General features: G+C 54.5%; 20 protein-coding genes and 3 pseudogenes. 5 read left to right on the top strand and 18 right to left on the bottom strand.

Translation table 11 applies throughout. The features are described 5' to 3' along the window. The 12 genes and pseudogenes from DFR77_RS08330 to DFR77_RS13815 form a co-directional block, all read right to left on the bottom strand. Positions 1 to 296 (bottom strand): opacity family porin (locus DFR77_RS08330; protein WP_249033554.1); only part of this gene is annotated, 296 nt, incomplete at its 3' end. A gap of 240 nt (positions 297 to 536) precedes the next feature. After that, positions 537 to 1,333, bottom strand: a pseudogene (locus tag DFR77_RS08325) (IS1595 family transposase). Positions 1,334 to 1,419: 86 nt separating this feature from the next. Next, positions 1,420 to 3,726, bottom strand: a complete 2,307-nt coding sequence (gene topA, locus DFR77_RS08320; protein ID WP_003694350.1) for a type I DNA topoisomerase — start codon at positions 3,724 to 3,726, stop codon at positions 1,420 to 1,422. 77 nt (positions 3,727 to 3,803) lie between these two features. Next, the gene (locus tag DFR77_RS08315) at positions 3,804 to 4,265 is read right to left on the bottom strand and encodes a Smg family protein (protein WP_003690120.1); all 462 of its coding nucleotides are present in this window, start codon (positions 4,263 to 4,265) and stop codon (positions 3,804 to 3,806) included. Positions 4,266 to 4,290: 25 nt separating this feature from the next. Next, on the bottom strand, positions 4,291 to 5,478 hold the full coding sequence (gene dprA, locus DFR77_RS08310; protein ID WP_003694351.1) for a DNA-processing protein DprA: 1,188 nt from the start codon (positions 5,476 to 5,478) through the stop codon (positions 4,291 to 4,293). Positions 5,479 to 5,568: 90 nt separating this feature from the next. Continuing rightward, entirely contained in the window at positions 5,569 to 6,846 is a 1,278-nt protein-coding gene (locus tag DFR77_RS08305; RefSeq protein ID WP_113852092.1) for a sigma-54-dependent transcriptional regulator, read from the bottom strand. Further along, complete coding sequence (locus DFR77_RS08300; protein WP_003694352.1) at positions 6,839 to 8,959, bottom strand: HAMP domain-containing histidine kinase; 2,121 nt, start codon at positions 8,957 to 8,959, stop codon at positions 6,839 to 6,841. Before DFR77_RS08300 ends, DFR77_RS08305 begins: the two co-directional genes overlap by 8 nt. Further along, a complete protein-coding gene (locus DFR77_RS08295) occupies positions 8,959 to 9,558 on the bottom strand; it encodes a DUF4390 domain-containing protein (RefSeq protein WP_003690128.1) in 600 nt (199 codons plus the stop codon). Before DFR77_RS08295 ends, DFR77_RS08300 begins: the two co-directional genes overlap by 1 nt. Further along, positions 9,524 to 10,783, bottom strand: a complete 1,260-nt coding sequence (gene rsmB / locus DFR77_RS08290; protein ID WP_003694355.1) for a 16S rRNA (cytosine(967)-C(5))-methyltransferase RsmB — start codon at positions 10,781 to 10,783, stop codon at positions 9,524 to 9,526. Before rsmB ends, DFR77_RS08295 begins: the two co-directional genes overlap by 35 nt. A gap of 78 nt (positions 10,784 to 10,861) precedes the next feature. Then, positions 10,862 to 11,788 (bottom strand): methionyl-tRNA formyltransferase, encoded by a 927-nt coding sequence (fmt, locus tag DFR77_RS08285; protein WP_003690130.1) that lies wholly within the window; start codon positions 11,786 to 11,788, stop codon positions 10,862 to 10,864. A gap of 87 nt (positions 11,789 to 11,875) precedes the next feature. Further along, positions 11,876 to 12,379, bottom strand: a complete 504-nt coding sequence (gene def, locus DFR77_RS08280) for a peptide deformylase (RefSeq protein ID WP_003690288.1) — start codon at positions 12,377 to 12,379, stop codon at positions 11,876 to 11,878. A gap of 72 nt (positions 12,380 to 12,451) precedes the next feature. Continuing rightward, the gene (locus tag DFR77_RS13815) at positions 12,452 to 12,607 is read right to left on the bottom strand and encodes a hypothetical protein (RefSeq protein ID WP_051619419.1); all 156 of its coding nucleotides are present in this window, start codon (positions 12,605 to 12,607) and stop codon (positions 12,452 to 12,454) included. A gap of 183 nt (positions 12,608 to 12,790) precedes the next feature. Between DFR77_RS13815 and DFR77_RS08270 the strand changes: the two genes are divergently transcribed. Further along, positions 12,791 to 14,014 (top strand): LysM peptidoglycan-binding domain-containing protein, encoded by a 1,224-nt coding sequence (locus DFR77_RS08270; protein WP_003690132.1) that lies wholly within the window; start codon positions 12,791 to 12,793, stop codon positions 14,012 to 14,014. Positions 14,015 to 14,418: 404 nt separating this feature from the next. On the opposite strand, the pseudogene DFR77_RS08260 reads toward DFR77_RS08270, so the two are convergent. The 3 genes and pseudogenes from DFR77_RS08260 to pyrB all read right to left on the bottom strand — a co-directional run bounded on the left by DFR77_RS08260 (position 14,419) and on the right by pyrB (position 16,536). Then, positions 14,419 to 15,085: pseudogene (locus tag DFR77_RS08260) on the bottom strand (hypothetical protein). A gap of 62 nt (positions 15,086 to 15,147) precedes the next feature. Next, complete coding sequence (gene pyrI, locus DFR77_RS08255; RefSeq protein ID WP_003690135.1) at positions 15,148 to 15,606, bottom strand: aspartate carbamoyltransferase regulatory subunit; 459 nt, start codon at positions 15,604 to 15,606, stop codon at positions 15,148 to 15,150. 9 nt (positions 15,607 to 15,615) lie between these two features. After that, the gene (gene pyrB / locus DFR77_RS08250; RefSeq protein WP_014580415.1) at positions 15,616 to 16,536 is read right to left on the bottom strand and encodes an aspartate carbamoyltransferase; all 921 of its coding nucleotides are present in this window, start codon (positions 16,534 to 16,536) and stop codon (positions 15,616 to 15,618) included. A gap of 234 nt (positions 16,537 to 16,770) precedes the next feature. Here pyrB and DFR77_RS08245 point away from each other — a divergent pair, with 234 nt between their 5' ends. Both DFR77_RS08245 and DFR77_RS08235 read left to right on the top strand, forming a co-directional pair. After that, positions 16,771 to 17,613 (top strand): GNAT family N-acetyltransferase, encoded by an 843-nt coding sequence (locus tag DFR77_RS08245; RefSeq protein WP_003694361.1) that lies wholly within the window; start codon positions 16,771 to 16,773, stop codon positions 17,611 to 17,613. Between the two features lie 801 nt (positions 17,614 to 18,414). Next, on the top strand, positions 18,415 to 19,005 hold the full coding sequence (locus DFR77_RS08235; RefSeq protein WP_003696417.1) for a C39 family peptidase: 591 nt from the start codon (positions 18,415 to 18,417) through the stop codon (positions 19,003 to 19,005). Positions 19,006 to 19,271: 266 nt separating this feature from the next. Here the strand turns inward: DFR77_RS08235 and DFR77_RS08225 are convergent, their stop codons facing one another. Then, the gene (locus tag DFR77_RS08225; RefSeq protein ID WP_003690145.1) at positions 19,272 to 19,823 is read right to left on the bottom strand and encodes a hypothetical protein; all 552 of its coding nucleotides are present in this window, start codon (positions 19,821 to 19,823) and stop codon (positions 19,272 to 19,274) included. A 237-nt stretch (positions 19,824 to 20,060) separates the two neighbouring features. Here DFR77_RS08225 and pyk point away from each other — a divergent pair, with 237 nt between their 5' ends. Together pyk and DFR77_RS08215 are read left to right on the top strand one after the other, a co-directional pair. After that, positions 20,061 to 21,533, top strand: coding sequence for a pyruvate kinase (pyk, locus tag DFR77_RS08220; protein ID WP_003690149.1), 1,473 nt, complete (start codon positions 20,061 to 20,063; stop codon positions 21,531 to 21,533). Between the two features lie 233 nt (positions 21,534 to 21,766). Then, positions 21,767 to 23,119 (top strand): annotated as a pseudogene (locus DFR77_RS08215) (OmpP1/FadL family transporter). A gap of 82 nt (positions 23,120 to 23,201) precedes the next feature. Here the strand turns inward: DFR77_RS08215 and DFR77_RS08210 are convergent. Next, the gene (locus DFR77_RS08210; protein WP_003690270.1) at positions 23,202 to 23,624 is read right to left on the bottom strand and encodes a hypothetical protein; all 423 of its coding nucleotides are present in this window, start codon (positions 23,622 to 23,624) and stop codon (positions 23,202 to 23,204) included. Between the two features lie 177 nt (positions 23,625 to 23,801). Further along, positions 23,802 to 23,951: a hypothetical protein gene (locus DFR77_RS08205; RefSeq protein ID WP_010951364.1), complete on the bottom strand. Its 150-nt coding sequence runs from the start codon at positions 23,949 to 23,951 to the stop codon at positions 23,802 to 23,804. Positions 23,952 to 23,957: the final 6 nt, after the last annotated feature.

The following is a 23,957-nucleotide window of genomic DNA, read 5'->3' as shown; positions in this document are numbered from 1 at the left end:
TTTTGGGTTTTTATGTTAAGATGGTTGCTGCCAGAAGCGCTATTATCGTTTCTTAGCAACTCTTTTATGCTCACGGAATATTTATTGTTGTTCCACTTTCTGTAACGGGCATAATCTGCCGCTATCCTCCAGCCGCCGAAGTCGTAGCCGACCGACACCCTGGGGTGGATGGAATGCGTACGGATGTTTCTGAAATAATCGCTTACCGTGCTTATTGTTGTGCCTTTTTTTGTACCGGTTGGTTTCGGATAATCGTGGGTAATGCGTTCGGCGGCGTAGGCTAAATCCGCCTGCACATACGGGCCGCGGCCATTGCCTTCACTTGCCGCCTGCGCTGCGGAAGAGAAGAGAAGAGAAGAGAAGAGAAGAGAAGAGAAGAGAAGAGAAGAGAAGAGAAGAGAAGAGAAGAGAAGAGAAGTTTTTTGTCGGCCGTATGCATATCAACTCCAAATATCTAAGATTAAATTATTAAAAAGATTGTTAATAAACGCCAAGCATTTTATCAGATTTGTTTTGCCGGGATATGATTTGTTTTGTTAAAGAATGTATTTATTTTTTAAAATCCCGGCCAACCGGGATAAATCCTGCTTTACCAATTGTTTTAAAATGGAAATTCGAACTTTTACCCCACTGTTGTCAAAACGCCGTCCGCACTCCTTCAAATACAGCCCGAAATGCTCTTTGGGAATGCCGTCAAACTTGCGCAAATGACGTTTGCCCGATTCCAAAAGTTCCCAATTGCGTTGATATGGTTTTGCCGTTCGGCAAAATGTGTGCCGCGATTGATACGGAAACGGCCAAATCCGCTTACAATCTGATACATCGTAACTACGAACAATCCGTATAAACAATGCTGCCGGGTTTCACCCGTCCGCGGATAATAGGCAATAAAATAGCGGTTCGAGTGTCCGACAGTAACCGTACAAACCTTGCCGTTGCGCTTCAAAAGCCCGAATACGGCGGCTTTGCCGGCGGCACTGCGGCCGCGTCTGCCTTTACGGAAATAACTTTCACCCGCCCCTGCTTCGCCGTCATACATTTCCAAATGCGGACTGTTTTGACGGATAAGTAATCGTAAACGATATGTCGTATGCCTCCATAATTTCGCAGATTTCGTCCAAATGCGTGTAAAGGAAGTTTTCCCGATGATGTGCCAAACACTATTTCGCCATAGAAAATAACAGGCTGCCGTGTTTTGATTAACTGCTGCCAACCCTGCTGCCGTTCTTGCAGTTACGCCTGCGGCAAACAGTCCGATGGGTTTCTTTTGTTTGTACCGGCTTGGACGGCTTTTCTCATAGGGATAATTCTGACTTAATTTAAATTTCCCCAGCCATCTGGGACAGCCCCTTCTAATTTACAAATGCCGTCTGAAACCCCTTTCAGACGGCATTTTCTTTCATCTTAATCCCAACCGCTTCACTCTTGCGGTGCAGGCGGTTCGATTTGTTCTTTCCAGCCGCATTCTTTTTGCGGGCAGACTTTTTCCACACCCCGGCGTTTGGTGGTTTTGATGGTCAAGACCGGCCAATGGCAGTTCGGGCATTCTTCAGCGACGGGCGGGTTCCAAGTGGCGTAGTTGCAGTCGGGATAGGTGCTGCAACTGTAAAACAGTTTGCCGTAGCGGGATTTGCGCTCGACGAGGTTGCCTTTTTTGCATTGCGGGCATTGGACGCCGGTGTCTTTCGGTTTTTCCAGCGGCTCGACGTGTTTGCATTTGGGGTAGTTGGCGCAGCCGATGAATTTGCTGCCGGTACGGCTGTATTTATACGCTAACCGACCGCCGCATTTGGGGCATTCGCGTCCGTCGAGTTCGGCTTGTTCAGCCTCGGCTTTGGCGATGCGCTCGGCGGCTTCTTCGGCGGTTTCGTTGACGTTGCGGGTGTAACTGCACTCGGGATAACCGGCACACGCAACGAAACGGCCCATTTTGCCGAACTTGATTTGCAGTTTGTGTTCGCCGCATTTCGGGCAGGTTTCGTTAAGTTCCTGCGTGGTAAATTTGGCGCGTTCGATGCCCTCTTTTTCTTCCACTTGTTTGATGAACGGTTTCCAGAATTTGTCCATCACGGGAATCCAGCGGCGTTTGCCGTCGGCGATTTCGTCAAGCTGGTCTTCGAGTTTGGCGGTGAAATGGTAATCGACGTATTGGGCGAAGTGTTCGGTCAGGAATTTATTGACGATGTCGCCTGTGTCGGTGGGCATGAAGCGTTTTTGCTCAAGGGTAACGTATTCGCGGTCTTTGAGCGTGGAGATGATGCTGGCGTAGGTCGAGGGGCGGCCGATGCCGTATTCTTCAAGGGCTTTAACCAGTGTGGCTTCGTTGTAGCGCGGCGGCGGGGTGGTGAAGTGTTGTTCGCCGTAGAGTTTGTCGACCGGCAATTTGTCGCCTTCGCTCATTTCGGGCAGTTTTTTGCCGTCTTCGCTCTCTTCATCGTCGCTGCTTTCTTCGTAAACGCTGAGGAAGCCTGCGAAGGTTTGCACTTGTCCGGTTACTCGGAACACGCCTTTGCCGACGGTAATATCGACGGTGGTTTGGTCGAATTTGGCGGGCGTCATCTGACAGGCAACGGTACGCTGCCAAATCATTTGATAGAGTTTGAACTGGTCTGCACTCAGGAAGGGTTTGACGCTTTCGGGCGTGCGGTACACGGAAGTCGGGCGGATCGCTTCATGGGCTTCTTGGGCGTTTTTGGATTTGGTTTTGTATTGTTTGGCGGCACTCGGCAGATATTCTTTGCCGATTTTGTTTTCAATGTAATGGCGGATTTCGGTTAACGCTTCGTCAGCCAAATTCACGCTGTCGGTACGCATATAGGTAATCAGACCGATGGCGCCCTGCCCTACGTCTATACCTTCGTAAAGCTGCTGGGCGGTACGCATGGTGCGGTCGGTGGTGAAGCCGAGTTTGCGCACGGCATCCTGCTGCATGGTGGATGTGGTGAACGGCGCGGCGGGGTTGCGGCTGCGCTTTTTCTTTTCAATGGCAGTAACGACAGCCTCTTTGCCTTCGAGTTCTTTCAACACGTCGGCTTGAGCGGCTTCGTCCGGCAGGTCGAATTGTTCGAGTTTCGCGCCGTTGTATTGGGCGAGTTTGGCGGTGAACTTGCTGCGGCCTTTGTGGCTGTCTAGATGTACCGTCCAATATTCCTGCGCTTCAAACGCGCGGATTTCGTTTTCGCGTTCGCAAATCAGGCGCAAAGCAGGGCTTTGCACGCGGCCCGCGCTCAAACCGCGTCGGATTTTTTTCCACAGCAACGGCGAGAGGTTGAAACCGACCAGATAGTCCAGAGCGCGACGGGCTTGTTGCGCATCGACCAAATCCATTTCGATTTCGCGAGGATGGGCAACCGCATCGAGCACGGCGTTTTTGGTGATTTCGTGGAACACGACGCGCTGCGGCTTGATGTTTTTCAGGCCGCGTTTGGATTTGAGGATTTCCAAAAGATGCCAGGAAATGGCTTCGCCTTCCCTGTCCGGGTCGGTTGCGAGGTAGATGTTTTCGGCTTCTTTGGCTCCGGCGACGATGGCATCGACGTGTTTGGCGTTGCGGCTGATGAGTTGGTATTTCATCGCAAAGCCGTTGCCGGGATCGACCGCGCCGCTTTTGGGGACGAGGTCGCGGACGTGTCCGTAGGACGCGAGGATTTCAAAATCGCCGCCCAAATATTTTTTCAGGGTTTTGGCTTTGGACGGGGATTCGACGATTAAGAGGTTTTTCGCCATTTGTCGTTCTCTGGATGGTGGTTTTGATGCCGGTGTTTCAGACGGCATCGGGCGGGCCGGCGCCGTCTGAAGCCGCTTCAGTTCATCGTGGGTTTGTTGTCGAGTAAAAGCGCGCTCATCAGCTCGTCGCCGACCAACACGGGCAGCTCGCTCTTGTTTGCCCATAAAAGCAGCAGGGTCAGCACTTTGGCGGTATCTACGGTAATTTCGTCGCCGGGGATGTGCATGAGCGCGTGGATGATGATTTCCCGCTGTTCGCAGCTGACGGCTTTTTCTTCAATCAGATACTGCATCAGCCCCATCACTTCCTGCGGCAGGTTGTCGGTTTCTTCTTTGCTGTACACGCGCAATGCGCCGCTGCCGGCGGGTTCGGCGGAAAATTCGGAGCTGTTGAGCAATACTTCCATCATCATCAGGGTGTTGCCGATTTCCATCGTATCGAAACCCGCTTCTTCAAGCAGCATACCCAAGTCTTCGGGCGGCGGGCAGGTATCGAAATCTTGGAAATGTTCGATGAGGTAGGCGATGACTTCGGTCATTCGTGTTCCTTAATATAAAGTGCGTTCAAGTTCGGATACGCTGGTATCTGCCGCCGGGCATGGCGGCAACGCTGCCGTCCAATTCCAATTCCAACAGTGCGGCATACAAATCTGCGGCAGGCATAGCCAACTGTCCGGCAAGCACGTCGGGATGGATGGGGTCGAAACCCATTTTATCCAGTATGCCGCCGACGGCTGTGCCGCCTGCCGCCCCTTCAGACGGCATTTTTGCGGCAGGCGGCGGGGCGTATGCCGTCTGAACGGTGCGGCGGCCCGTGTCGGGCGTATCCTTATTTATAGAATATGATGAAGCACCCGTATTTTGCAATAGCCCCGGGCATTCGTTCAGGATGTCGTCCAAACATTCCGTCAGTTTCGCTCCGTCTTTAATCAGTTTGTGGCAGCCTTTGCTGTGGGGGTTGTCTATCGAACCGGGCACCGCCATGACTTCGCGCCCCATTTCTGCCGCCAGGCCGGCGGTAATCAGCGAACCGGATTCCAAGGCGGCCTCGACCACCAGCGTAACCTGCGACAGCGCGGCAATCAGGCGGTTGCGGCGCGGAAAGTTGCCGGCATACGGCCGCGTGCCGATGGGGAACTCGCTGACAATCAGCCCTTTTTCGGCGATTTCATAAGCAAGGTTTTTGTTGGCCGGCGGATAAATGCGGTCTATGCCCGTCCCCCACACGGCGACGGTGCCGCCTTCTGCCTCCAGTGCGCCCTGATGGGCGGCGGTGTCGATGCCCGAAGCCATACCCGACACGGTAGGAATGCCTTTCCCACCCAACGCCCTGCCGAAATCTTTGGCAATCCGCATCGCCTGCGGCGTGGCATGGCGGCTGCCGACGATGGCGGCGGAAGGCTTGTGCAGCAGCCGCACGTTGCCGCGCAAAAACAAAACCGGCGGCGCGGTCAGCCCCTGCGTCAGCATTTCGGGGAAATCTTCATCCTGAAGCAGCATCAGGCGGCATCCGTCCCGCATTTCCCATTCCAACGCCGCTTCTGCCGCCTGCCGCGCCAAAGCGCGTTTTTCCGCATTGCGCCAAGCCTCAAGCGCGTGCTTATGCCGCACCGCCGGGGCAACCTGTTCCGCCGGTGCGGACAAGGCATTTTGCGCGCTGCCGAAACTGCGCATCAGCAGCAGGAAACTTTCCGCGCCGATATAGGGCGTAAACGCCAATTGCAGCCACGCGAAACGTTCGTCCTCTGTCATAAAATCCATCCCCTTACGATTTCAGACGGCATTTTCTCCAAATGCCGTCTGAAAACAAAAGCCCGCAGCCGGGAAACCGGCCGTCCGGGCCTATTCTTCGGTTTTTTCCCCCGCCCGGCGCGAAACGCCGATGCCGAGCTGTTTGAGTTTGCGGTAAAGGTGCGTGCGTTCCAAACCGACCTTCTGCGCCACTTTGCTCATATTCTGACCTTCTTGGGCGATGTGGTACTCGAAATAACGCCGCTCCACCTCCTCCCTTAATTCGCGCAGCGGCAGGTTAAAGTCGAACCCGCACGCCATATGCCCCGTTCCGTCGACAGGCACGCCGCGCCCCAGTGCCGAAGAAGCCGCGCCGATACCGATTTCCTGCCCGTCCGCCTCCAGCAGCAGCGTTGTCACGACGTTTTGCAACTGCTCGAAATTCCCCGGCCAGTCGTAACGGGACAATACGGCAAGCGCATCGTCACTGAATGCGGTAGGCGTGATTTTTTGGCTTTCCGCCACATTGCAGGCAATCCCCTGTATCAGGAAGGGAATGTCTTCATGCTGCATACTCAGGGGCGGAATACGGACGACCGATTCCGAAAAAAGCCCGGCCAATTTTTCTTCACATGAAATGCCGTCTGAACCTGCCGCGTAGCTGCACGAAGCAATCACCCTGACACGGCAGCGTTCTGCCTTGCCGATGATAAAGGTAATGCCGGTTTGGATATTGCGGCTGTATTGGGCGATGTCGCCGACATACAAAACGCCGCCCTCCGCCTTCTGCAACAGTTCCATCGGCATATCGATCAGATATTCGACCCTTGCCGGACTGACCCACGGCGTACCGTTTTTATGGAAATAGCGCGCCACGGTTTCAAACGGCGAACCCGCCTCGCCCGTCAAAAATACAGGGGACGTGCGCTTTGCCGCCGCTTCGACTTCGCGGTTCATCTCTTGAATCGCGGCACTGTTGCCCAGTTTGTCGAACACCGGTCCCGTTTCGATTTGCGCCGCACCGTGTTTCAACGCGTTTTCGACCGCAGACAGCAGCTTTTGCAGGGAAATCGGTTTTTCCAAAAAATCGATCGCGCCGATTTTGGTCGCTTCTACGGCGGTATCGATGCTGGCATGCCCGCTCATCACCACCACCGGCATATTGAGCTGCCCGTTTTTCGCCCACTCCTTCAAAAGGGTGATACCGTCGCAATCGGGCATCCAAATATCCAGCAGCACCATTGCCGGGCGCGCCTGATGGCGCAGCTTGCGCGCCTCTTCGGCATTTTCCGCCAACGCGACCGAATAGCCTTCGTCCTGCAGGATTTCCGACAGCAGGTCGCGGATGCCGACTTCGTCGTCTACAATTAAAATATCGCTGCTACGCATAAGTTTCTACCGTTTTTGGCAAGATGATTCTGACACACGCCCCACCCGCATCCTGATTGCTCAGGCTGATGCGGCCGCCGTGTTCTCCAATGATTTTTTTCACTACAGGCAGACCCAGTCCCGTTCCCGCCGGCTTATCCGTCACATACGGCTCGAAAGCATTGTGCAGCATTTCCTTGCCGAATCCCTTGCCGTTGTCGCAAACCGTCAGGACAATCCGTCCGTCCTGCCCCGTTTCCGATTTTACCCTGACTTCGGGCATATCGGCTTCTTCCGCCGCTTCGGCGGCATTTTTGAAAATATTGTGCAGCACCTGCCGCATGGCGGTCGTATCCGCCGCCATCATCAGCGGTTCGCCGGCAAGTTCCGCCTCAAACCGGCACGGGCCGGCTTCGTACAGGGCCAAAACATCGCCGATTAAGGCGTTCAAATCCTGATTTTCCAGTTTGAGCGAAGGGGCGCGCGCGTAATTGCGGAATGCCTCGACCATTTCTTTTAACGCCGCCACCTGTTTGATGATGGTGTCGGTCGAACGCGTCAGGATTTGCGCGTCCTGATCGCCCAGCTTCCCGCCCAATTTCCACGCCAGCCGTTCGGCGGAAAGCTGGATGGGCGTGAGCGGATTGCGGATTTCGTGTGCCAGCCGCTTCGCCACTTCACCCCACGCGGCTTCTTTTTGCGCGCGTATCAGCACGGTGATGTCGTCAATCACCATCACCACGCCGTTGCCGTTGTCTTCGGGCAATACCGTCGCCTTGCCCAGCAGGATTTTGGCATCGTCCGGCGCGGCATATTCCACCTGGACCGGTTTGTCCGTACCTGCCGCCGCACCGATGGCGGCAAACACTTCGGCAAGCAGGGACTGCTGTGCCGAAACGCCGTGCCAACCGTGCCGGCTGCTGCCCCACAGGGGGGCGAACGGCATCCCCAAAATCTGTTCCGCCGCCTTGTTGAAGGTTTTCAAACGGCCTTTTTCGTCAAACACCACCACACCGGTAGTCAACCCATCCAACACGCACTCGAGGTAGTGGCGGGCGGCTTCCTCGCGCCGGCGGTTGCATTCGTCTGCTTCTTTGGCGATGGAAAGCTGCTCGGTCATATGGTTGAACAGCTTGGTCAAACGTCCGAACTCGTCGTTGCGCAATACGGGGCGCGTCTGGCTGAAATCACCCTGCGCCACCGCCTTTGCGCCCTCGGCAAGCGACAGAATGGGTTCGACGAAACGGCGGGCAAAATACAGTGCCATTACCAGCGCAAGAAAAATCGACAGCAGCGAGGCAATCAGCAGGGTTACCAGAAAAAAGGTCTGCAAACCTTTTTTGCTGTAACTCAATTCGGCATATTTCGCCCGCGCCTTTTCAATCAGAACGGCATCCTGTGCCACATTTTCGGGAATCGGCTGGCGGAAGAACAGCGCGTAATCGCGCCCGTTGTGCGTACCTGCCGACAACCATCCCTGCGCGTACAATACGCCGCCTATGCTTTCCAAACTCCGAACCGAACCGGTCTGCTGAATCTGTTCCCAATGTTCTTTGTCGGGAAGCGGCTGGTCGAATTGGTGCGGATTGATGCTTTTTTCGATTTTCCCGCTTGCGGCATTGTACAGGGCAAGCTGGGCAAAACCGCTGCCGGCGTAGTGTTCCAGCACACTGCCCATATTGCCCGACAGGGAGGCGGTGCCGATGAGGTCTATCTGTACGGGAACGGCGTTGCTGACGGCATTGTCTGCCGCCAAATCCAGTGCGGACTTGCTCAAATTAAGGCTGCGTTCGAGGGCTTCGTGGGTGTCGTTGCCGAACCACGAATTAATCGTACCGTTGATAAACTGCGCGGAAATGCCGAACAGGAACAAGCCGGGCAGTACGGCGACCAGCGTGAACATCCCGGAAAGGCGTTTGGCAATCTGCGAACCGAACACGCCGTTGCGCCTGTCTTTCAACAGCAATATGACATAACATGCCAAAACGGCGGACAACACCAGCAGCAGCATTGCGCTGAACGAGACTATCCACCAGAAATAATCCGCCAGCGAACTGGTGCTGCCGGTCGCCGCCGTCAATCCGTACAGCAGGACGACGGCGCATATGGCTGCGATCGGTAGGAAGCGGCGCATTATTTGTTCCCGATGATGTTTAGAGGTTTCCAACCCGAATCCAAATGCCAGTTTTGAGAAGTCAATGCGTTGATTTGGAAAGGCTTGGGCAGTTTTGAAGTGGACAGCGTCAGGCGGATTTCCGCCTTGGTTTCCCCTGCTTCCGCACCGGACAACGCGCCTTTGTTCAGGACTTTCCAGTTGGCAACCGCGCCGGTCGCGCGCAATGCCGCATCCAAAGTGTCGTAATCGGTGGAAAATGCGCCGACGGTAACGCGGTAGCGGTTGGTCAGCGGATGGAAACTCAGTTTGTAGTCAATATTGTCGTCATCGCCAATCAGTTGCCCCAATTTAAACCGATAAGAAGCGATTGTCGGGGCGGAAAGCTGCCAGCTTAAGGTAAAGTTGAGCGGTACGCCCCGGCGCAACGCCTGTTGGAGCTGGTCGGGCAGCTCGGTTTGGAAGCGGCTGCTGATGGAAAGCCGCCCGCCGTCGGTTATCCTCGCTTCGGCGCGGGTCGCGGCAATGCCCTCCGCCGCCGCGTCCGGCAAAACGGAGAGTATCGGCAGCAGCACAAGCCATTGTTTAATGCTTTTGAATAAGCGCGTAATAAAAGCCATCTTGGTGTTTGTTCGGTAAAAGCACCCGCGATTCGATCGGTTCGGCATCGGCATGGCGGTTGAGGAATTTTTGCAGTTGCCCGTCGTTTTCTTCGACGAACACGGAACAGGTGGCAAGCAGCATTCTGCCGCCCTGTTTCAACGCCTGCCAAAGTGCGTCCAGCAGGGCTTCCTGCCGGCGGGCGGTTTTGAGCGCGTCGGTCGGTCGGCGCAGCCATTTCACGTCGGGATTGCGCCGCGCCACGCCGGAAGCGGTGCACGGCACGTCGGCAAGGATTGCGTCGAAAGGCTTTCCATCATACCACGCCGCCAAATCCCGCGCATCGGCACACGCCGCCGATGCCGTCTGAAAGCCCAAACGGGCGATATTGTCCTCCACACGCTTCAGACGGCCTGCATCGATGTCCAAGGCGGTAACGCGGCAGTCCGCCAGTTCCAAAATATGCCCCGTCTTGCCGCCCGGCGCGGCGCACGCGTCCAAAATCCGTTCGCCGTCTTTCGGGTTAAGGAGATACGCCGCCTGCTGCGCGCCGAAGTCCTGTACCGACACCAGTCCTTCGGCAAAACCGGGCAGACGGTTTACCGGCACGGCTTCTTCCAACGTAACCGCATATTCGTCCAACGCCTTAGCCGCGATACCTTCCGCCACCAGTTTTTCCAAATAGCTTTCGGCATTGCCGTGCCGGCGGTTGACGCGCAACGTCATCGGCGGATGGGATTGCAGCGCGGCGGCGATGTTGTGCCAGTGTTTCGGATAATGGTTTTTCAAGTAAGCCACCCACCACAGCGGCAGGTTGTGTTTCGCCACATCGTCTTTTTTGCAGGAAGCCGCCAATTTTTCACGTTCGCGCAAAAAGCGGCGCAAAACCGCGTTGGCAAACGAACGGTACTGCCCGCGCCCGATTTTGGCTATGCTTTCAACAGCTTCGTTGACCACGGCGTGGGGCGCGTTGCGCGTGTAATGCAGTTGGTACAACGCCGCCAAAAGCAGGCTTTCGAGCTGCGGATTGTCGATGGGCTTTTTCAGCATCTGCGCGAGCATATGTTTCAAACTGCCCAAATAACGCTGGCAGCCGTAGGCGATATCCTGCAACGCGCCGTTTTCCTGCGCCGTCAGCTGCGGATGCGCCGCGCGGATGTGCGCCAACACGTCCTGAAGGTTGCGCCCTTCGGCAACCGCCGCAATGCTGTCGGCGGCAAGTTTTTGGGCAAGTGCCATACTCATATTATGTGATTCGCTTTCTTCAACTGATGGTTTCAGACGGCATTCCCGTTTGCGGATCGGAATGCCGTCTGAAGGGATTTACAGCTTCGCCCCTGCTTCAATAGACCGTCCCGCCGCAAACGCCGCAATATTCATACGCCTGCCGCCGGCAGGCTGCAATTCGGTAATCTTCAGCGCGCTTTCGCCGCAGGCAACGACCAAACCGTCCGCCGAACAGGACAACACTTCGCCTGCCGTACCTTGTTGCGCCACCACTTCGGCACGCCGGATTTTCATCGGCTTGCCCTGATATTCGACCCACGCGGCAGGCACGGGGTTGAAGGCGCGGATTTTGCGTTCGATAATGTCCGCGCTTTCGCTCCAATCGATACGCGCTTCTTCTTTGCTTAGTTTTTGGGCGTAAGTTACGCCTTCTTCGGGCTGTTTGACCGCGTTCAGACGGCCTTTGCTTTGAAGCTGTTGCAAATCGGCAACAACCGCCGCCGCACCGATTTCCATCAGCGCGTCGTGGACTTCGTTGGCGGTATCGGTAGGTTGGATGGCGTAGCGGTGTTCGCTGACCACATCGCCGGTGTCCAAACCGATGTCCATCTGCATAATGCACACGCCGGTTTCGGCATCGCCGGCCTCAATCGCGCGCTGAATCGGCGCCGCGCCGCGCCAACGGGGCAGCAGCGAAGCATGGATATTGAGGCAGCCGTGTTTCGGCGTATCCAACACGTCCTGCGGCAGAATCAAGCCGTACGCGGCAACCACCATTACGTCCGCCTCGACCTCTTTGAGCATTTGCAGGGCTTCGGCGTTGTTGCGCAGTTTTTCGGGTTGTGCCACGCGCAAACCGAGTTCCAGCGCGGCTTGTTTGACAGGCGGGGCGGTCAGTTGCATACCGCGCCCTTTCGGACGGTCGGGCTGGGTCAGCACCAGCGGGATTTCAAAACCGGCGGCGGCAACGGCTTTTAAGGCGGCGGCGGCAAAATCGGGCGTGCCGGCAAAGATGACTTTCATAGCGTGTTCCTGCGTGTGCGTAAAGTTGTCGGACAAGGCTGTGCCGTCTGAAAGCCTTGCAGCGTTCAGACGGCATGACGAAGCGAATCAAATCGTATGTTTCTGACGTTTTTTCAGTTTGGTCTTAATCCGCCCCTGCTTGAGTTGGGAAAGGCGTTCGACAAACACGATGCCCATCAAGTGATCTAACTCGTGCTGCACGCAAATCGCCAGCAGCCCGTCCGCCTCCAGCGTGAATTTTTCGCCTTTTTCGTTCAAAGCCTCGACCTTGACGCGTTCGGCGCGGGTAACGGCGTCGTAAATGCCCGGTACGGACAGGCAGCCCTCTTCGTAAGTGGTTTCGCCGTCTTTTTCAACGATGACGGGGTTGATGAACACGCGCGGTTCGCTGCGGTCTTCGGTCAAATCCATCACGACCACGCGTTCGTGCACATCGACCTGCGTCGCCGCCAGCCCGATGCCGCGCGATTCGTACATCGTTTCAAACATATCGGCAACCAGCTTCCGGATGCGCTCGTCAACTTGTTCGACAGGCTTTGCCACCGTGTGCAGACGCTCGTCGGGATATTGCAAGATATTCAGTAAAGCCATAATTTTCTCTTTCCTTCGGCGGATACGCCGCCTGTTTTTCATAATTACCGTGATGGTACGGATAATTCGATGTTAAAATGCGGAACATTTGTTATCACGCGGCACATCCCGAGGGGCTGCCGCCGCTTTTTCCAACCCAATCAAGCAAGACAAACCGAAATTTATCAGATAAGGGGAACGGTTATGCAACGTCGTATTATAACCCTGCTCTATATTCAGTAAAGCCATAATTTTCTCTTTCCTTCGGCGGATACGCCGCCTGTTTTTCATAATTACCGTGATGGTACGGATAATTCGATGTTAAAATGCGGAACATTTGTTATCACGCGGCACATCCCGAGGGGCTGCCGCCGCTTTTTCCAACCCAATCAAGCAAGACAAACCGAAATTTATCAGATAAGGGGAACGGTTATGCAACGTCGTATTATAACCCTGCTCTGCGCGGCAGGTATGGCATTCTCAACACAAACTTTGGCGGCAAATCTGGAGGTGCGCCCGGATGCGCCGCAACGCTACACGGTCAAACAGGGCGACACCCTGTGGGGTATTTCGGGCAAATACCTGTACAGCCCGTGGCAATGGTGCCGCCTGTGGGGCGCGAACCGGGATCAAATCCACAATCCCGACCTGATTTATCCGGGCCAGGTATTGGTGTTGCGCTACGTTGGCGGCGAACCGCGCCTTGATTTGGAACAGACAGACGGCATCCCCGTCGTCAAAATCAGTCCGGATAAGGAAGTGTCCGGATACGGTATTCCCGCCATCGATGTCAACTTCTACCGCGTCTTTATGCAGCACCCGCAAATCGTTTCCCGCAAAGAAACCGCTGCCGCGCCGCGCCTGCTCTCGGGCCCGGAAGGCAGGCTGCTGTACACCAAAGGCGCCAGGGTTTACACCAAAGGCCTGAAAGAGCCGGGCCGTTATCTGACCTACCGAATCAATAAAAACATCACCGATCCGGATACGGGTAAATTCCTCGGACAAGAAGTCGCATTCAGCGGCATCGTGCGCTCCCTCGACTATACCGACTCCGCCCTCGAACAACGCTCGAAACAGGCTGAAGAACGGCTGAAAGACAACGAATACTACACCCGCACCCATCCTTTGATTACCCCGGTGCGCACCCGTTCGATACAGCCGCTGGTGGTCGAAACCGCCATTTCCGAAATACAGCAGGGCGACTACCTGATGAAAATGCCGGAAGACACCGACCGCTTCAATATGGTGCCGCACGAACCGTCCCGCCCGGTTCAGGCAAAAATCGTTTCCGTGTTTGAAGGCGTGGGGGTCGGCGGACAGTTCAAAACCATTACGATAGACAAAGGCGGGGACGACGGTTTGGACAAAGGCGCAGTTTTAAGCCTTTACAAACGCAAGAAAACGATGCAGGTCAACCTCTCCAACAATTTGACCGAAGAACCTAAAAGCAGGGATACCGTCGAGCTGATTTCGACACCTGCCGAAGAAGTGGGCTTGGCAATGGTTTACCACACTGCGCCGAAACTGGCTTACGCCATTATTTTGGAAAACATCTCCGATATTTCCGAAGGCGACACCGCCGCCAATCCGGGACGGGATTTGGACAATATGCCGGATCAGGGCCGCGCCCGCGTCGATTCCGACCCTTTCCAATAACCCCTCGGCAACAATGCCGTCTGAAGCATTCAGACGGCATTTTTATTTAGGCTGTGTTTTCATATCCCGTTGATGCAAAACCCTGATTTAGTCGGACAAAATGCCTTTTATCCGATGGAATCGGTTTCCGCCCGAACGGAAATCACAGCGGCTGTCTCCCTTGCAGACAGATATAGCGAATTAACAAAAACCGGTACGGCGTTGCCCCGCCCCGGCTCAAAGGGAACGATTCCCTAAGGCGCCCAAGCACCGGGCGAACCGGTTCCGTACTATTTGTACTGTCTGCGGCCCGCCGCCTTGTCCTGATTTTTGTTAATCTACTATAAAACCAACCGGGTATCCAAACCCAATCTTGCCGCTTTGCCGCCGCGCCACCCGTGCGCTCCCCATACATCGGGACACCTTCAATAAAATATCTGCTTAGGCTTTTCCGGCGTTTTCGAGATTTCCCTCAACGCCTGATTGAGCGCGCCCAAATCCAACGCCGTTTCCGAACGGCAGGCATCGCCGAAGATGTTTTTTATATTCCGCCGTCAGTTTCAGTATCCCTTTGAACGCGCGCCCTTCCAAAGCCGCCGACAACTCGAAAATATCGGCGAACACGCGCCCATAGGTTTCGCCCGAGGCGACCGCGTCCGTCCCCAATGCGAACATATCCATTTTTGCCAACTCGGCGGCAATCGTGCGCGCGTCTTCGTCGTCGGGCAGCACTTCCGCCTTGAACCTGACCTGTTCCGCCATGCCTTTGCCGTGGTTTTTGACCAGCAGGGCGAGCATTTGCGGCTTGTGTTCCAAGTGTTGCAAAGAAGCGTGCAGGACGGGGTGTATGCTTTCGTTCTGTATCATTTTTTCGCGGTAGAACTTTTCTGCCTTAGCCTTTGAACGCACCGACACGAACGCCCACGCCAGCCACACCAGCGCGACGGCGGACAATGCGGACAGAAGCGGAGGCAGCTCTTCAGTATAGGCTTTCTGATTGAACCAGATTTGCGCGGTCAAAAAACCGGCAAAGAAAATCAAAACATAAAGTATCGGTGCGAAACGACTTTGGACAGAAGCGTGCATCATCATTCCATTTCAGATTGGCAAAACAGGCGGCAGGCAAAATTCCGCCGCCGGGCTGCGGGAATCCGTCAGGCTTCCGCCACCGAATCCCGGTTGTAGGTTTTTTCGCAGTAGTGGCATTTCAGCCGCGTCTGCCCGTTGTGTTTCTTAACATAAAACCGGCTTTTGACCGGCTCGCCGTGGCCGGCGCAATTGGGATTCGGGCAGCGGAACACTTCGGCGATTTCGTCGGGCAGGGTCAAATGCCGCTTCTGTACGACCTTGAAATTGTCGATGGTGTTGACCACCGCTTCGGGGGCGAACAGGGCGAGGCGGTCGGCGGCTTTATCGTCCAAGCACACGCCTTTGATTTTGATGATGTCTTTGCTGCCCTGGGTTTTGCTGGGCAGGTTGAAGCCCACGGTTACTGCGTTGCCGTAGTGCAAAAGTTTGAACTGGCGCAGGATGGTCAGCCCCCTGCCGGCGGGAATATGGTCGATAACCGTGCCTTTTTCAATGGCTTCGACACTGAGTTTTTGCGCTTCCATATCGGTTCCTCACACTTCTTCGTTCAACACCAGCGACAATATCGCCATACGCGCATAAACGCCGTTGGTCGCCTGCTCGAAATAATAGGCATGCGGCGTAGCATCAACATCGGGATGGATTTCGTCCGTGCGCGGCAAAGGGTGCAGCACGCGCAGGTTCGGTTTGGCGCGGGCGAGCATAGACGCTTCGAGGTTGAATTTGCCTTGAATTTTGGCAAATTCCTGTTCGTCGAAACGTTCGCGCTGGACGCGGGTCATATACAGGATGTCCGCCCATTCCGCCGCCTCTTCCAAACTGCCGAGGGCGCGGTATCGGCAGTCGGCTTCTTCCAACTCTTCGGTAATGTAGTCGGGCATCGCGAGGCTGGGCGGCGAGACGAAGGCAAATTCGCAGCCCCAGCGTTTCAACGCCTGACACAGCGAATGCACGGTGCGCCCGTATTTCAAGTCGCCCGCCATGGCGATTTTAAGCTTGTCCAAACGCCCCTGCGTTTCATAAATCGTTACCAGATCCAACAAGGTCTGGCTGGGATGCTGGTTCGTGCCGTCGCCGGCGTTGATGACGGGGACGCACGAAAACTCCGCCGCCACGCGCGCCGCGCCGTCTTTGGGATGGCGTTGGACAATCGCGTCGGTGTAGCCGGAAATGATACGGGCGGTATCGGCAAGCGTTTCGCCTTTTTTGGCACTGGTATTCGCGCCGTCCGAAAAGCCGATGACCTTACCGCCCAAACGCTGCACCGCCGTTTCAAACGACAGCCTCGTGCGCGTGGACGGCTCGAAAAAGCACGAACCGATGAGTTTGCCTTCCAACAAATCGCCGCGCGGATGCGCCTTCAGCTTCAATGCCGTCTGAAGCAGGCATTCCAACTGTTCGCGCGACAAATCCGAAATGGAGATGATGTGCTGTCTGTAAAGCGGATTAGGCATTTTGCCCCCCTTCCGTAAAAAACCCGCGTCAGGCGGGTATCCGGTTATACGTCCACGCCGCCCGTATGTTTGCGGAACAGCTTCGCAAAAGCGGCGACACGGCGCGTATTATCGCACATTTGCCTCCACAAAGTTTTACCGCACGAATCCTGTATTTTTCAGACGGCATATCCAAACACGCCCGCATAAGCATAAGGTATAATCGCGCCAGACATTTCTTTTCAGGAAGCCGCCATGTTAATCTGCAACCCCTACGAAGTCGTCATCCACGGCACAACGAGTTCCGGCAAGATTTTCCGCCCCGGCGACTGGGCGGAACGCCTGTGCGGCATCCTGTCCTCGTTCACCAAAGACAACCGCCTCTCCTATTCGAAATGGGTGCGCCCCATGCTGGTGGACAACATCCGCTGCGTCGCCGTCGATAAAAAACTGGAAACCGACAATCCGCAGATGTTCCGCTTCCTGATGGACTTTGCCGCCGACAACGACCTGCGCGTCATCGACTGCAAAGCCCTGCTCGAAGAACGCGAACAGGGCGGACAAAACGACCCTGCCAACGAACGCGTCCTGCTGGCACAGGCAATCGAAGAAAAACACGCCGCCGAGAAAACACAGGAACAGACCGCCTCGGGCGCATCCTACGTTTTGCGCGAAATCGGCGCGGACGACACCGCCACCGCCTTTGCAGCCTTGAGCGTTTTGCGTTCCGCCCTGACCGACATCGGCCGCTTTACCGAACAGATCAACAAAACCCAACGCCCCCAAGGCTACCGCCTGCTGGGTATTTTTGAAGAATGCAAACACAATGCCGTCGCCGTCTGCGGCTTCCGCGAAGCCTGCACCCTAGCCGGCGGCCGCCACATCCACATCGACGACATCGTTACCCTGCCGCAAAGCCGCCGCAAAGGCTACGCCTCGCGCCTTTTGGAAGAAGTCCGCAAAATCAGCGCGGAAACAGGGGTTACCAAAATCCACCTTAACGTCCACGTCAACCACGACCGTACCGACGCGCACCGCCTGTATTTCAAAAACGGTTTTGAAATCTGCGCCTACCACTTCCGTTGCGACCCCAAATGAAAATACTCCTCCTCATCTGCACCCTGTCGGCACCCGCCGCCTGAACCACCCCGTCCGGACAAGGCGGCACTCAGGTTTACGGCGAAATCAAAGCCCGAGACCTTTGCGTTGCCTCTCCTATCCTGCTTTCTGTCTTGCCTGCTCTCGTTGAGCCAAGCGTTCTTGCAAGCTCGCTTGCGCGTTGGCAAGCATTGCACTCTATCGGCTTTCTTTTCCTATTGCGGCTGGTGGTTCAGGCTCGCGTTGTACGCTTTGCACTAAAGCGCACCGTGAATCGATGCTCGCTATTTATAGTGGATTAACAAAAACCAGTACGGCGTTGCCCCGCCTTAGCTCAAAGAGAACGATTCCCTAAGGTGCTGAAGCACCAAGTGAATCGGTTCCGTACTATTTGTACTGTCTGCGGCTTCGTCGCCTTGTCCTGATTTTTGTTAATCCACTATAATTGTTAATCACTTTTAATCAGCTAACTAATTTCTGTAATAGAATTAGTTAGCTATTTATTAATATAGGTTGCATGATTATGGGTGTATTAATTTTTTTTCTAATCGTTCCAATTTTGGGATTTATTTGCGCTACGATAAATTATTTTATTATTAATAAATTTAAACTTCCAAAATACATGGCGTATTTACTCCCATCATTATCTATTTTATTCATATTTATTCATGCAATAAAATTGCATATGATTTTATTTTTTTATGTTTCATGCGTTTATTCCGCGTATACATATTATGATAAAAAATCTTTATAAATTGATAAATTATGCGGCTTTGATTGGTTTCGCCCCAAATATAGTTTTTGCTTGGCCTATGTTTGTTGACCCCCGCTTCTTACCAAAACATCCATGTACGGAGTTGGAAAGCACGGCGAGATTCCGGCATAGTAAAACAAGATTTGGATTTTTCTTGCGGCGCGGCTTCGATTGCCACGTTACTGAATAATTTTTATGGCAGACATTATTCTGAAGCGGAAATCTTAGACAAAATGGATAAAACCCAAATGCGTACTTCTTTTGATGATATGCAACGCATAATGCCCGAACTGGGTTTTGAAGCACAAGGTTATGCTTTGCCATTTGAACAGTTGGTACAACTAAAAATTCCTGTAATTGTGTATTTAAAATACCGTAAAAACAACCATTTTTCGGTATTGAACGGTATTAACGGAGAAACTGTTTTGCTGGCTGATCCATCGCTGGGGCACGTCTCAACGAGCAAATCACAATTCTTGAGCGCATGGAAAACACGTGATGGCGAAATGGAAGGAAAAATTTTAGCCATCGTGCCAAAAAATACTGATTTTGTTAGAAATCAGATGTTTTTTAATAAAAATCCCGTTCGTCAAACACGTTTTACGGTAGAACAAATCCAAATGCGGCAAAAACGATAATAAACCGATTTTTGCCCATTTATTTTATATAGTAATCAGGACAAGGCGACGAAGCCGCAGACAGTACAAATAGTACGGAACCGATTCACTTGGTGCTTCAGCACCTTAGAGAATCGTTCTCTTTGAGCTAAGGCGAGGCAACGCCGTACCGGTTTTTGTTAATCCACTATAAAAGCAAAGAAACCGCCATTAGCACTACACCCCCCCCAAGCTGCGGCTGCCAAACACATCGGCTGCTTCTCGACGCACCCGCTGAAAAATGCGCCCTATCCGCCCGCCTTGACCGCACCCCCTGCCTTTGCCACCCTGCCCGATGCCGTCTGAAGCCTGAACCGCCCTACCAGCCCGATGATGCACGACACCGCCGGAAAGGGCATACACAAAGCCGTCAGCACATAACGCGCATTCCCCGTATTGACCACGTCCGCGCCCTTCAGCAGCAGCGGCAGCGCGTTCGCCCACTCCCACAGCGAAGGCGCGCTGAACGCCAATACCGCCACCAGCCCCAACATCCGGAACACCCCGATTTCCAAGACCTGCCGCCGCCGCACCGAACGGTTGAGCAGAAACACAACCGCCAACCCGAAACAGACCACCGCCGCCATACCGCCGTTGGCGACAATCTGCAAACTGTTGAACGCAATATCGGGCGTAACCGCCAACACGCCTTCCGAATCCGGCACGGCACGCTGCAAATCCAACCCCTGCAACACATTCAACACAAAACCGTAGATCAAATCAAAAAACACCACGCCTATCGGCAAAGCACTCAAAACCCGCCACATCTTCCTGTCCGACCAACCGTTCAAAACCTTCATTTTACCCGACCGCGCAAGCCGCCGAACAAAAAATAAATTTAGCCTAAATCATAAAACCGTGTAATTTTGCACCAAAAAAGGCGGTTTGCAGGTAAAATATCAAACCATTAATTTAAATCATATTTTTACAGAATATTCCGCCGCGTTCACCAAATGGACATCAAACCGGTTCCAAATTTCTGTAATTTTGCAACAAAATACCGCAAAACACCCGATTGAGACCGAAAGGACTTTCATATGAACCAGACAAGCCGCGATCTGACCCGCATCAGCCACAACACCAAAATCGTCGCCACCCTTGGGCCGGGCAGCAACAACGTCGAACTGTTGGAAGACATGATCCGCGTCGGCGGCCTGAACGTCGTCCGCTTCAACTTCAGCCACGGCACGCCCGAATTCCATCAGGAAAACGCCCGCATCGTGCGCGAGGCGGCAAAACGCGCCGGACAGGAAATCGCCATCATTGCCGATCTGCAGGGCCCGAAAATCCGCGTGGGCAAAATCGCCGGCGGCGGCATCGAATTGAACAAAGGCGAAACATTGGTACTCGATGCCGCGCTCGAAGGCGAAGGCACGCGCGAGGCGGTCGGTTTGGACTACCGCGACCTGCCCGACGACGTTGCCGCAGGCGATGTCTTGTGGCTGGACGACGGCCTGCTGACCCTGACCGTGGAATCCGTCGAAGGCAGCAGGATTATCACAAGGGTGGAAAACAGCCACATCCTGAAAAGCAACAAAGGCATCAACAAACGCGGCGGCGGTTTGTCCGCAGGCGCGTTGACCGAAAAAGACTTCCGCGACCTGAAAACCGCGATTGCCATCGGTTGCGACTATCTCGCCATCAGCTTTGTGAAATCCGCCGAAGACCTGCACATCGCGCGCGCCAAAGTCGAAGAGGAAATGAAGGGCAGCACTGCCGTCCGCCCCGGTTTGGTTTCCAAAATCGAACGCGTAGAAGCGATTGAAAACCTTGATGAAATCATCCTTGCCGGCGACGGCATTATGGTTGCGCGCGGCGACTTGGCGGTCGAAGTCGGACACGCCGCCGTCCCCGCCCTGCAAAAACGGATGATCCGCCGCGCCCGCGAGTTGCGCCGCTTCAGCATTACGGCGACGCAAATGATGGAATCGATGATTACCAACCCCGTGCCGACCCGCGCGGAAGTCAGCGATGTGGCAAACGCGGTATTGGACGGCACCGATGCGGTGATGTGTTCCGCCGAAACCGCCGTCGGCGCGTATCCGTTTGAAACCGTCAGCCAAATGGCGATTATCTGCGCGGCTGCGGAAAAAGAACAGGATTCGCTCAACGGCGTTGCCGAACAGACAGAGTATCCCGAAGCCGTCAGCACCAACTTAGCGATTGCCGGCGGCGCGGTCAGCGTGGCGCGCGCGGTTCACGCCAAAGCCATCGTCGCCCTGACCGAAAGCGGTTCGACCGCCTTTGAAATCAGCCGCCACAATATTACCCTGCCGATTTTCGCGCTGACCCCGAGCGTTTCCGCCCAACGCCGTATGGCGATGTACCGGGGCGTGCGCCCGCTGATTTTGGCAACCAGCACCGACCACGACACGGCGTTGAACGAAGTCGAAACGATGCTGGTGGAACACAACATCCTGCATTCCGGCGACCAGTACATCATCACCAGCGGCTCGCAAATGCGCGAATCCGGTTCGACCAATACGCTGGAAGTGCTGCGCGTCAAATAATCCGCCCTGAGTGGAAAATGCCGTCTAAAGCCGATACTGTCGGGCTTCAGACGGCATTTTATTTGCATTCCGTCAGGTAAAACCGAAAGAATTGTGCAAATCCGGCAACATCGGATAAAATCGAGTGCCTATACTAAAGCGAAACAAGGCATTTCCGACTGCCTTTTTTATTTGTCCACCGTCCGCCTTTTTACGGAAACCGAAATGACCCCTTTCACACTGAAAAAACCGTCCTGCTGCTCGGCACTGCCTTTGCCGCCGCATCTGTCCACGCATCCGGCTACCACTTCGGCACACAGTCGGTCAACGCGCAAAGCACGGCAAATGCCGCCGACGCGTCGACCATCTTCTACAATCCCGCCGGCCTGACCAAACTCGACAGCAGCCAGATTTCCGTCAACGCCAACATCGTGCTGCCCAGCATTCATTATGAAGCAGATTCCGCCACCGACTTTACCGGGCTTCCCGTCCAAGGTTCTAAAAACGGCAAAATCACCAAAACCACGGTCGCACCCCACATTTACGGCGCATACAAAGTCAACGACAATCTGACCGTGGGCTTGGGCGTGTACGTCCCCTTCGGCTCTGCCACCGAATACGAAAAAGATTCCGTGTTGCGCCACAACATCAACAAACTCGGTCTGACCAGCATCGCCGTCAAACCTGTCGCCGCGTGGAAACTCAACGAACGCCATTCCTTCGGCGCAGGCATCATCGCCCAACATAATTCCGCCGAACTGCGCAAATATGCCGACTGAGGAATCCCAAAAAAAGCGCAAATGCTGCAAGCAACACCTTCTAATCCTACTGCCGCTGCTCAAATCAAGGCCGACGGACACGCCGATGTCAAAGGCAGCGATTGGGGCGTCGGCTACCAACTGGCGTGGATGTGGGACATCAACGACCGCGCGCGCGTGGGCGTGAACTACCGTTCCAAAGTTTCACACACGCTCAAAGGCGATGCCGAATGGGCGGCAGACGGCGCGGCGGCGAAACAACAGTGGAATGACAATATGCTCACACCGCTCGGTTACACGGCGAATGAAAAAGCCAGTGTCAAAATCGTAACGCCTGAGTCTTTGTCCGTACACGGCATGTACAAAGTGTCCGACAAAGCCGACCTGTTCGGCGACGTAACTTGGACGCGCCACAGCCGCTTCAATAAGGCGGAACTGTTTTTTGAAAAAGAAAAAAATATTGCTAATGGCAAAAAATCCGACCGCACCACCATCACCCCCAACTGGCGCAACACCTACAAAGTCGGCTTGGGCGGTTCTTATCAAATCAGCGAACCGCTGCAACTGCGCGTCGGCATCGCTTTTGACAAACCGCCTGTCCGCAACGCCGACTACCGCATGAACAGCCTGCCCGACGGCAACCGCATCTGGTTCTCCGCCGGCATGAAATACCATATCGGCAAAAACCACGTCGTCGATGCCGCCTACACCCACATCCACATCAACGACACCAGCTACCGCACGGCGAAGGCAAGCGGCAACGATGTGGACAGCAAAGGTGCGTCTTGCGCACGTTTCAAAAACCACGCCGACATCATCGGCCTGCAATACACCTACAAATTCAAATAAACGTTACACCGTTTGAATATAAAAATGCCGTCTGAAACAGATTTCCGTTTCAGACGGCATTTTTATCCGGCAGCCGATACGCCTATCTCGGTATTCGGGAGAATATATACAGAACCTCCTTCATATCAAAATGGTAGGGACGCTCGGGCAACAGGACGGCGGCAGGCAGCTTGGTGATGCCGTTCAAACCGCGCGGGAACAGCGCAATCCGCTCTTTGCCCTTTTCCGCATAATCTGCTTTGCGGTTGTGGATGGAAACTACTTCGCGATGGCGGTAAAGCAGCGTGTTCATTTCGATATAGGCTTCGTTGTGGATGGCTGCCGACTGTTTCTGCAACACGTCAATCTGCCTGTTGAGCTTGTCGTTGGCTTTCATCAGCCTGTTGAAGAACGACGGTTGCTCCTGCAGTTTGGCGGTACAGGCTTCGATACTTTCCGATACCGGCCCGAACTGTTCGAGGTATTTTTCCAGACAGTTTTCCAAGTCGGTCAGGCAGCCGGCCATCTTGCGGGAAAATTCTTCTTCAGGCTTTCCCTGCCGAATGGACAATATAGTGGATTAACAAAAATCAGGACAAGGCGACGAAGCCGCAGACAGTACAGATAGTACGGCAAGGCGAGGCAACGCCGTACCGGTTTTTGTTAATCCACTATATTTGGGAGGGGCGTAACCCCTTCCGAATCAGGACGGCACATAGGGCGACGCTTTATGTGCCGTCCTGTGTGTTGAAACATCAGCATAGGAAACACAGGAAAAGCCGGCTGTTTTGCGCCTGCGTACCGTATTGGTCAAAATGCCGTCTGAAACCGACAACAGGGTTTCAGACGGCATTTCCGT

The organism is Neisseria gonorrhoeae, from assembly GCF_003315235.1.
GTDB classification, from domain to species: Bacteria; Pseudomonadota; Gammaproteobacteria; order Burkholderiales; family Neisseriaceae; genus Neisseria; species Neisseria gonorrhoeae.
The sequence above is the reverse complement of the archived record's forward strand: the minus strand, read 5'-3'. Positions and strand labels throughout refer to the sequence as shown.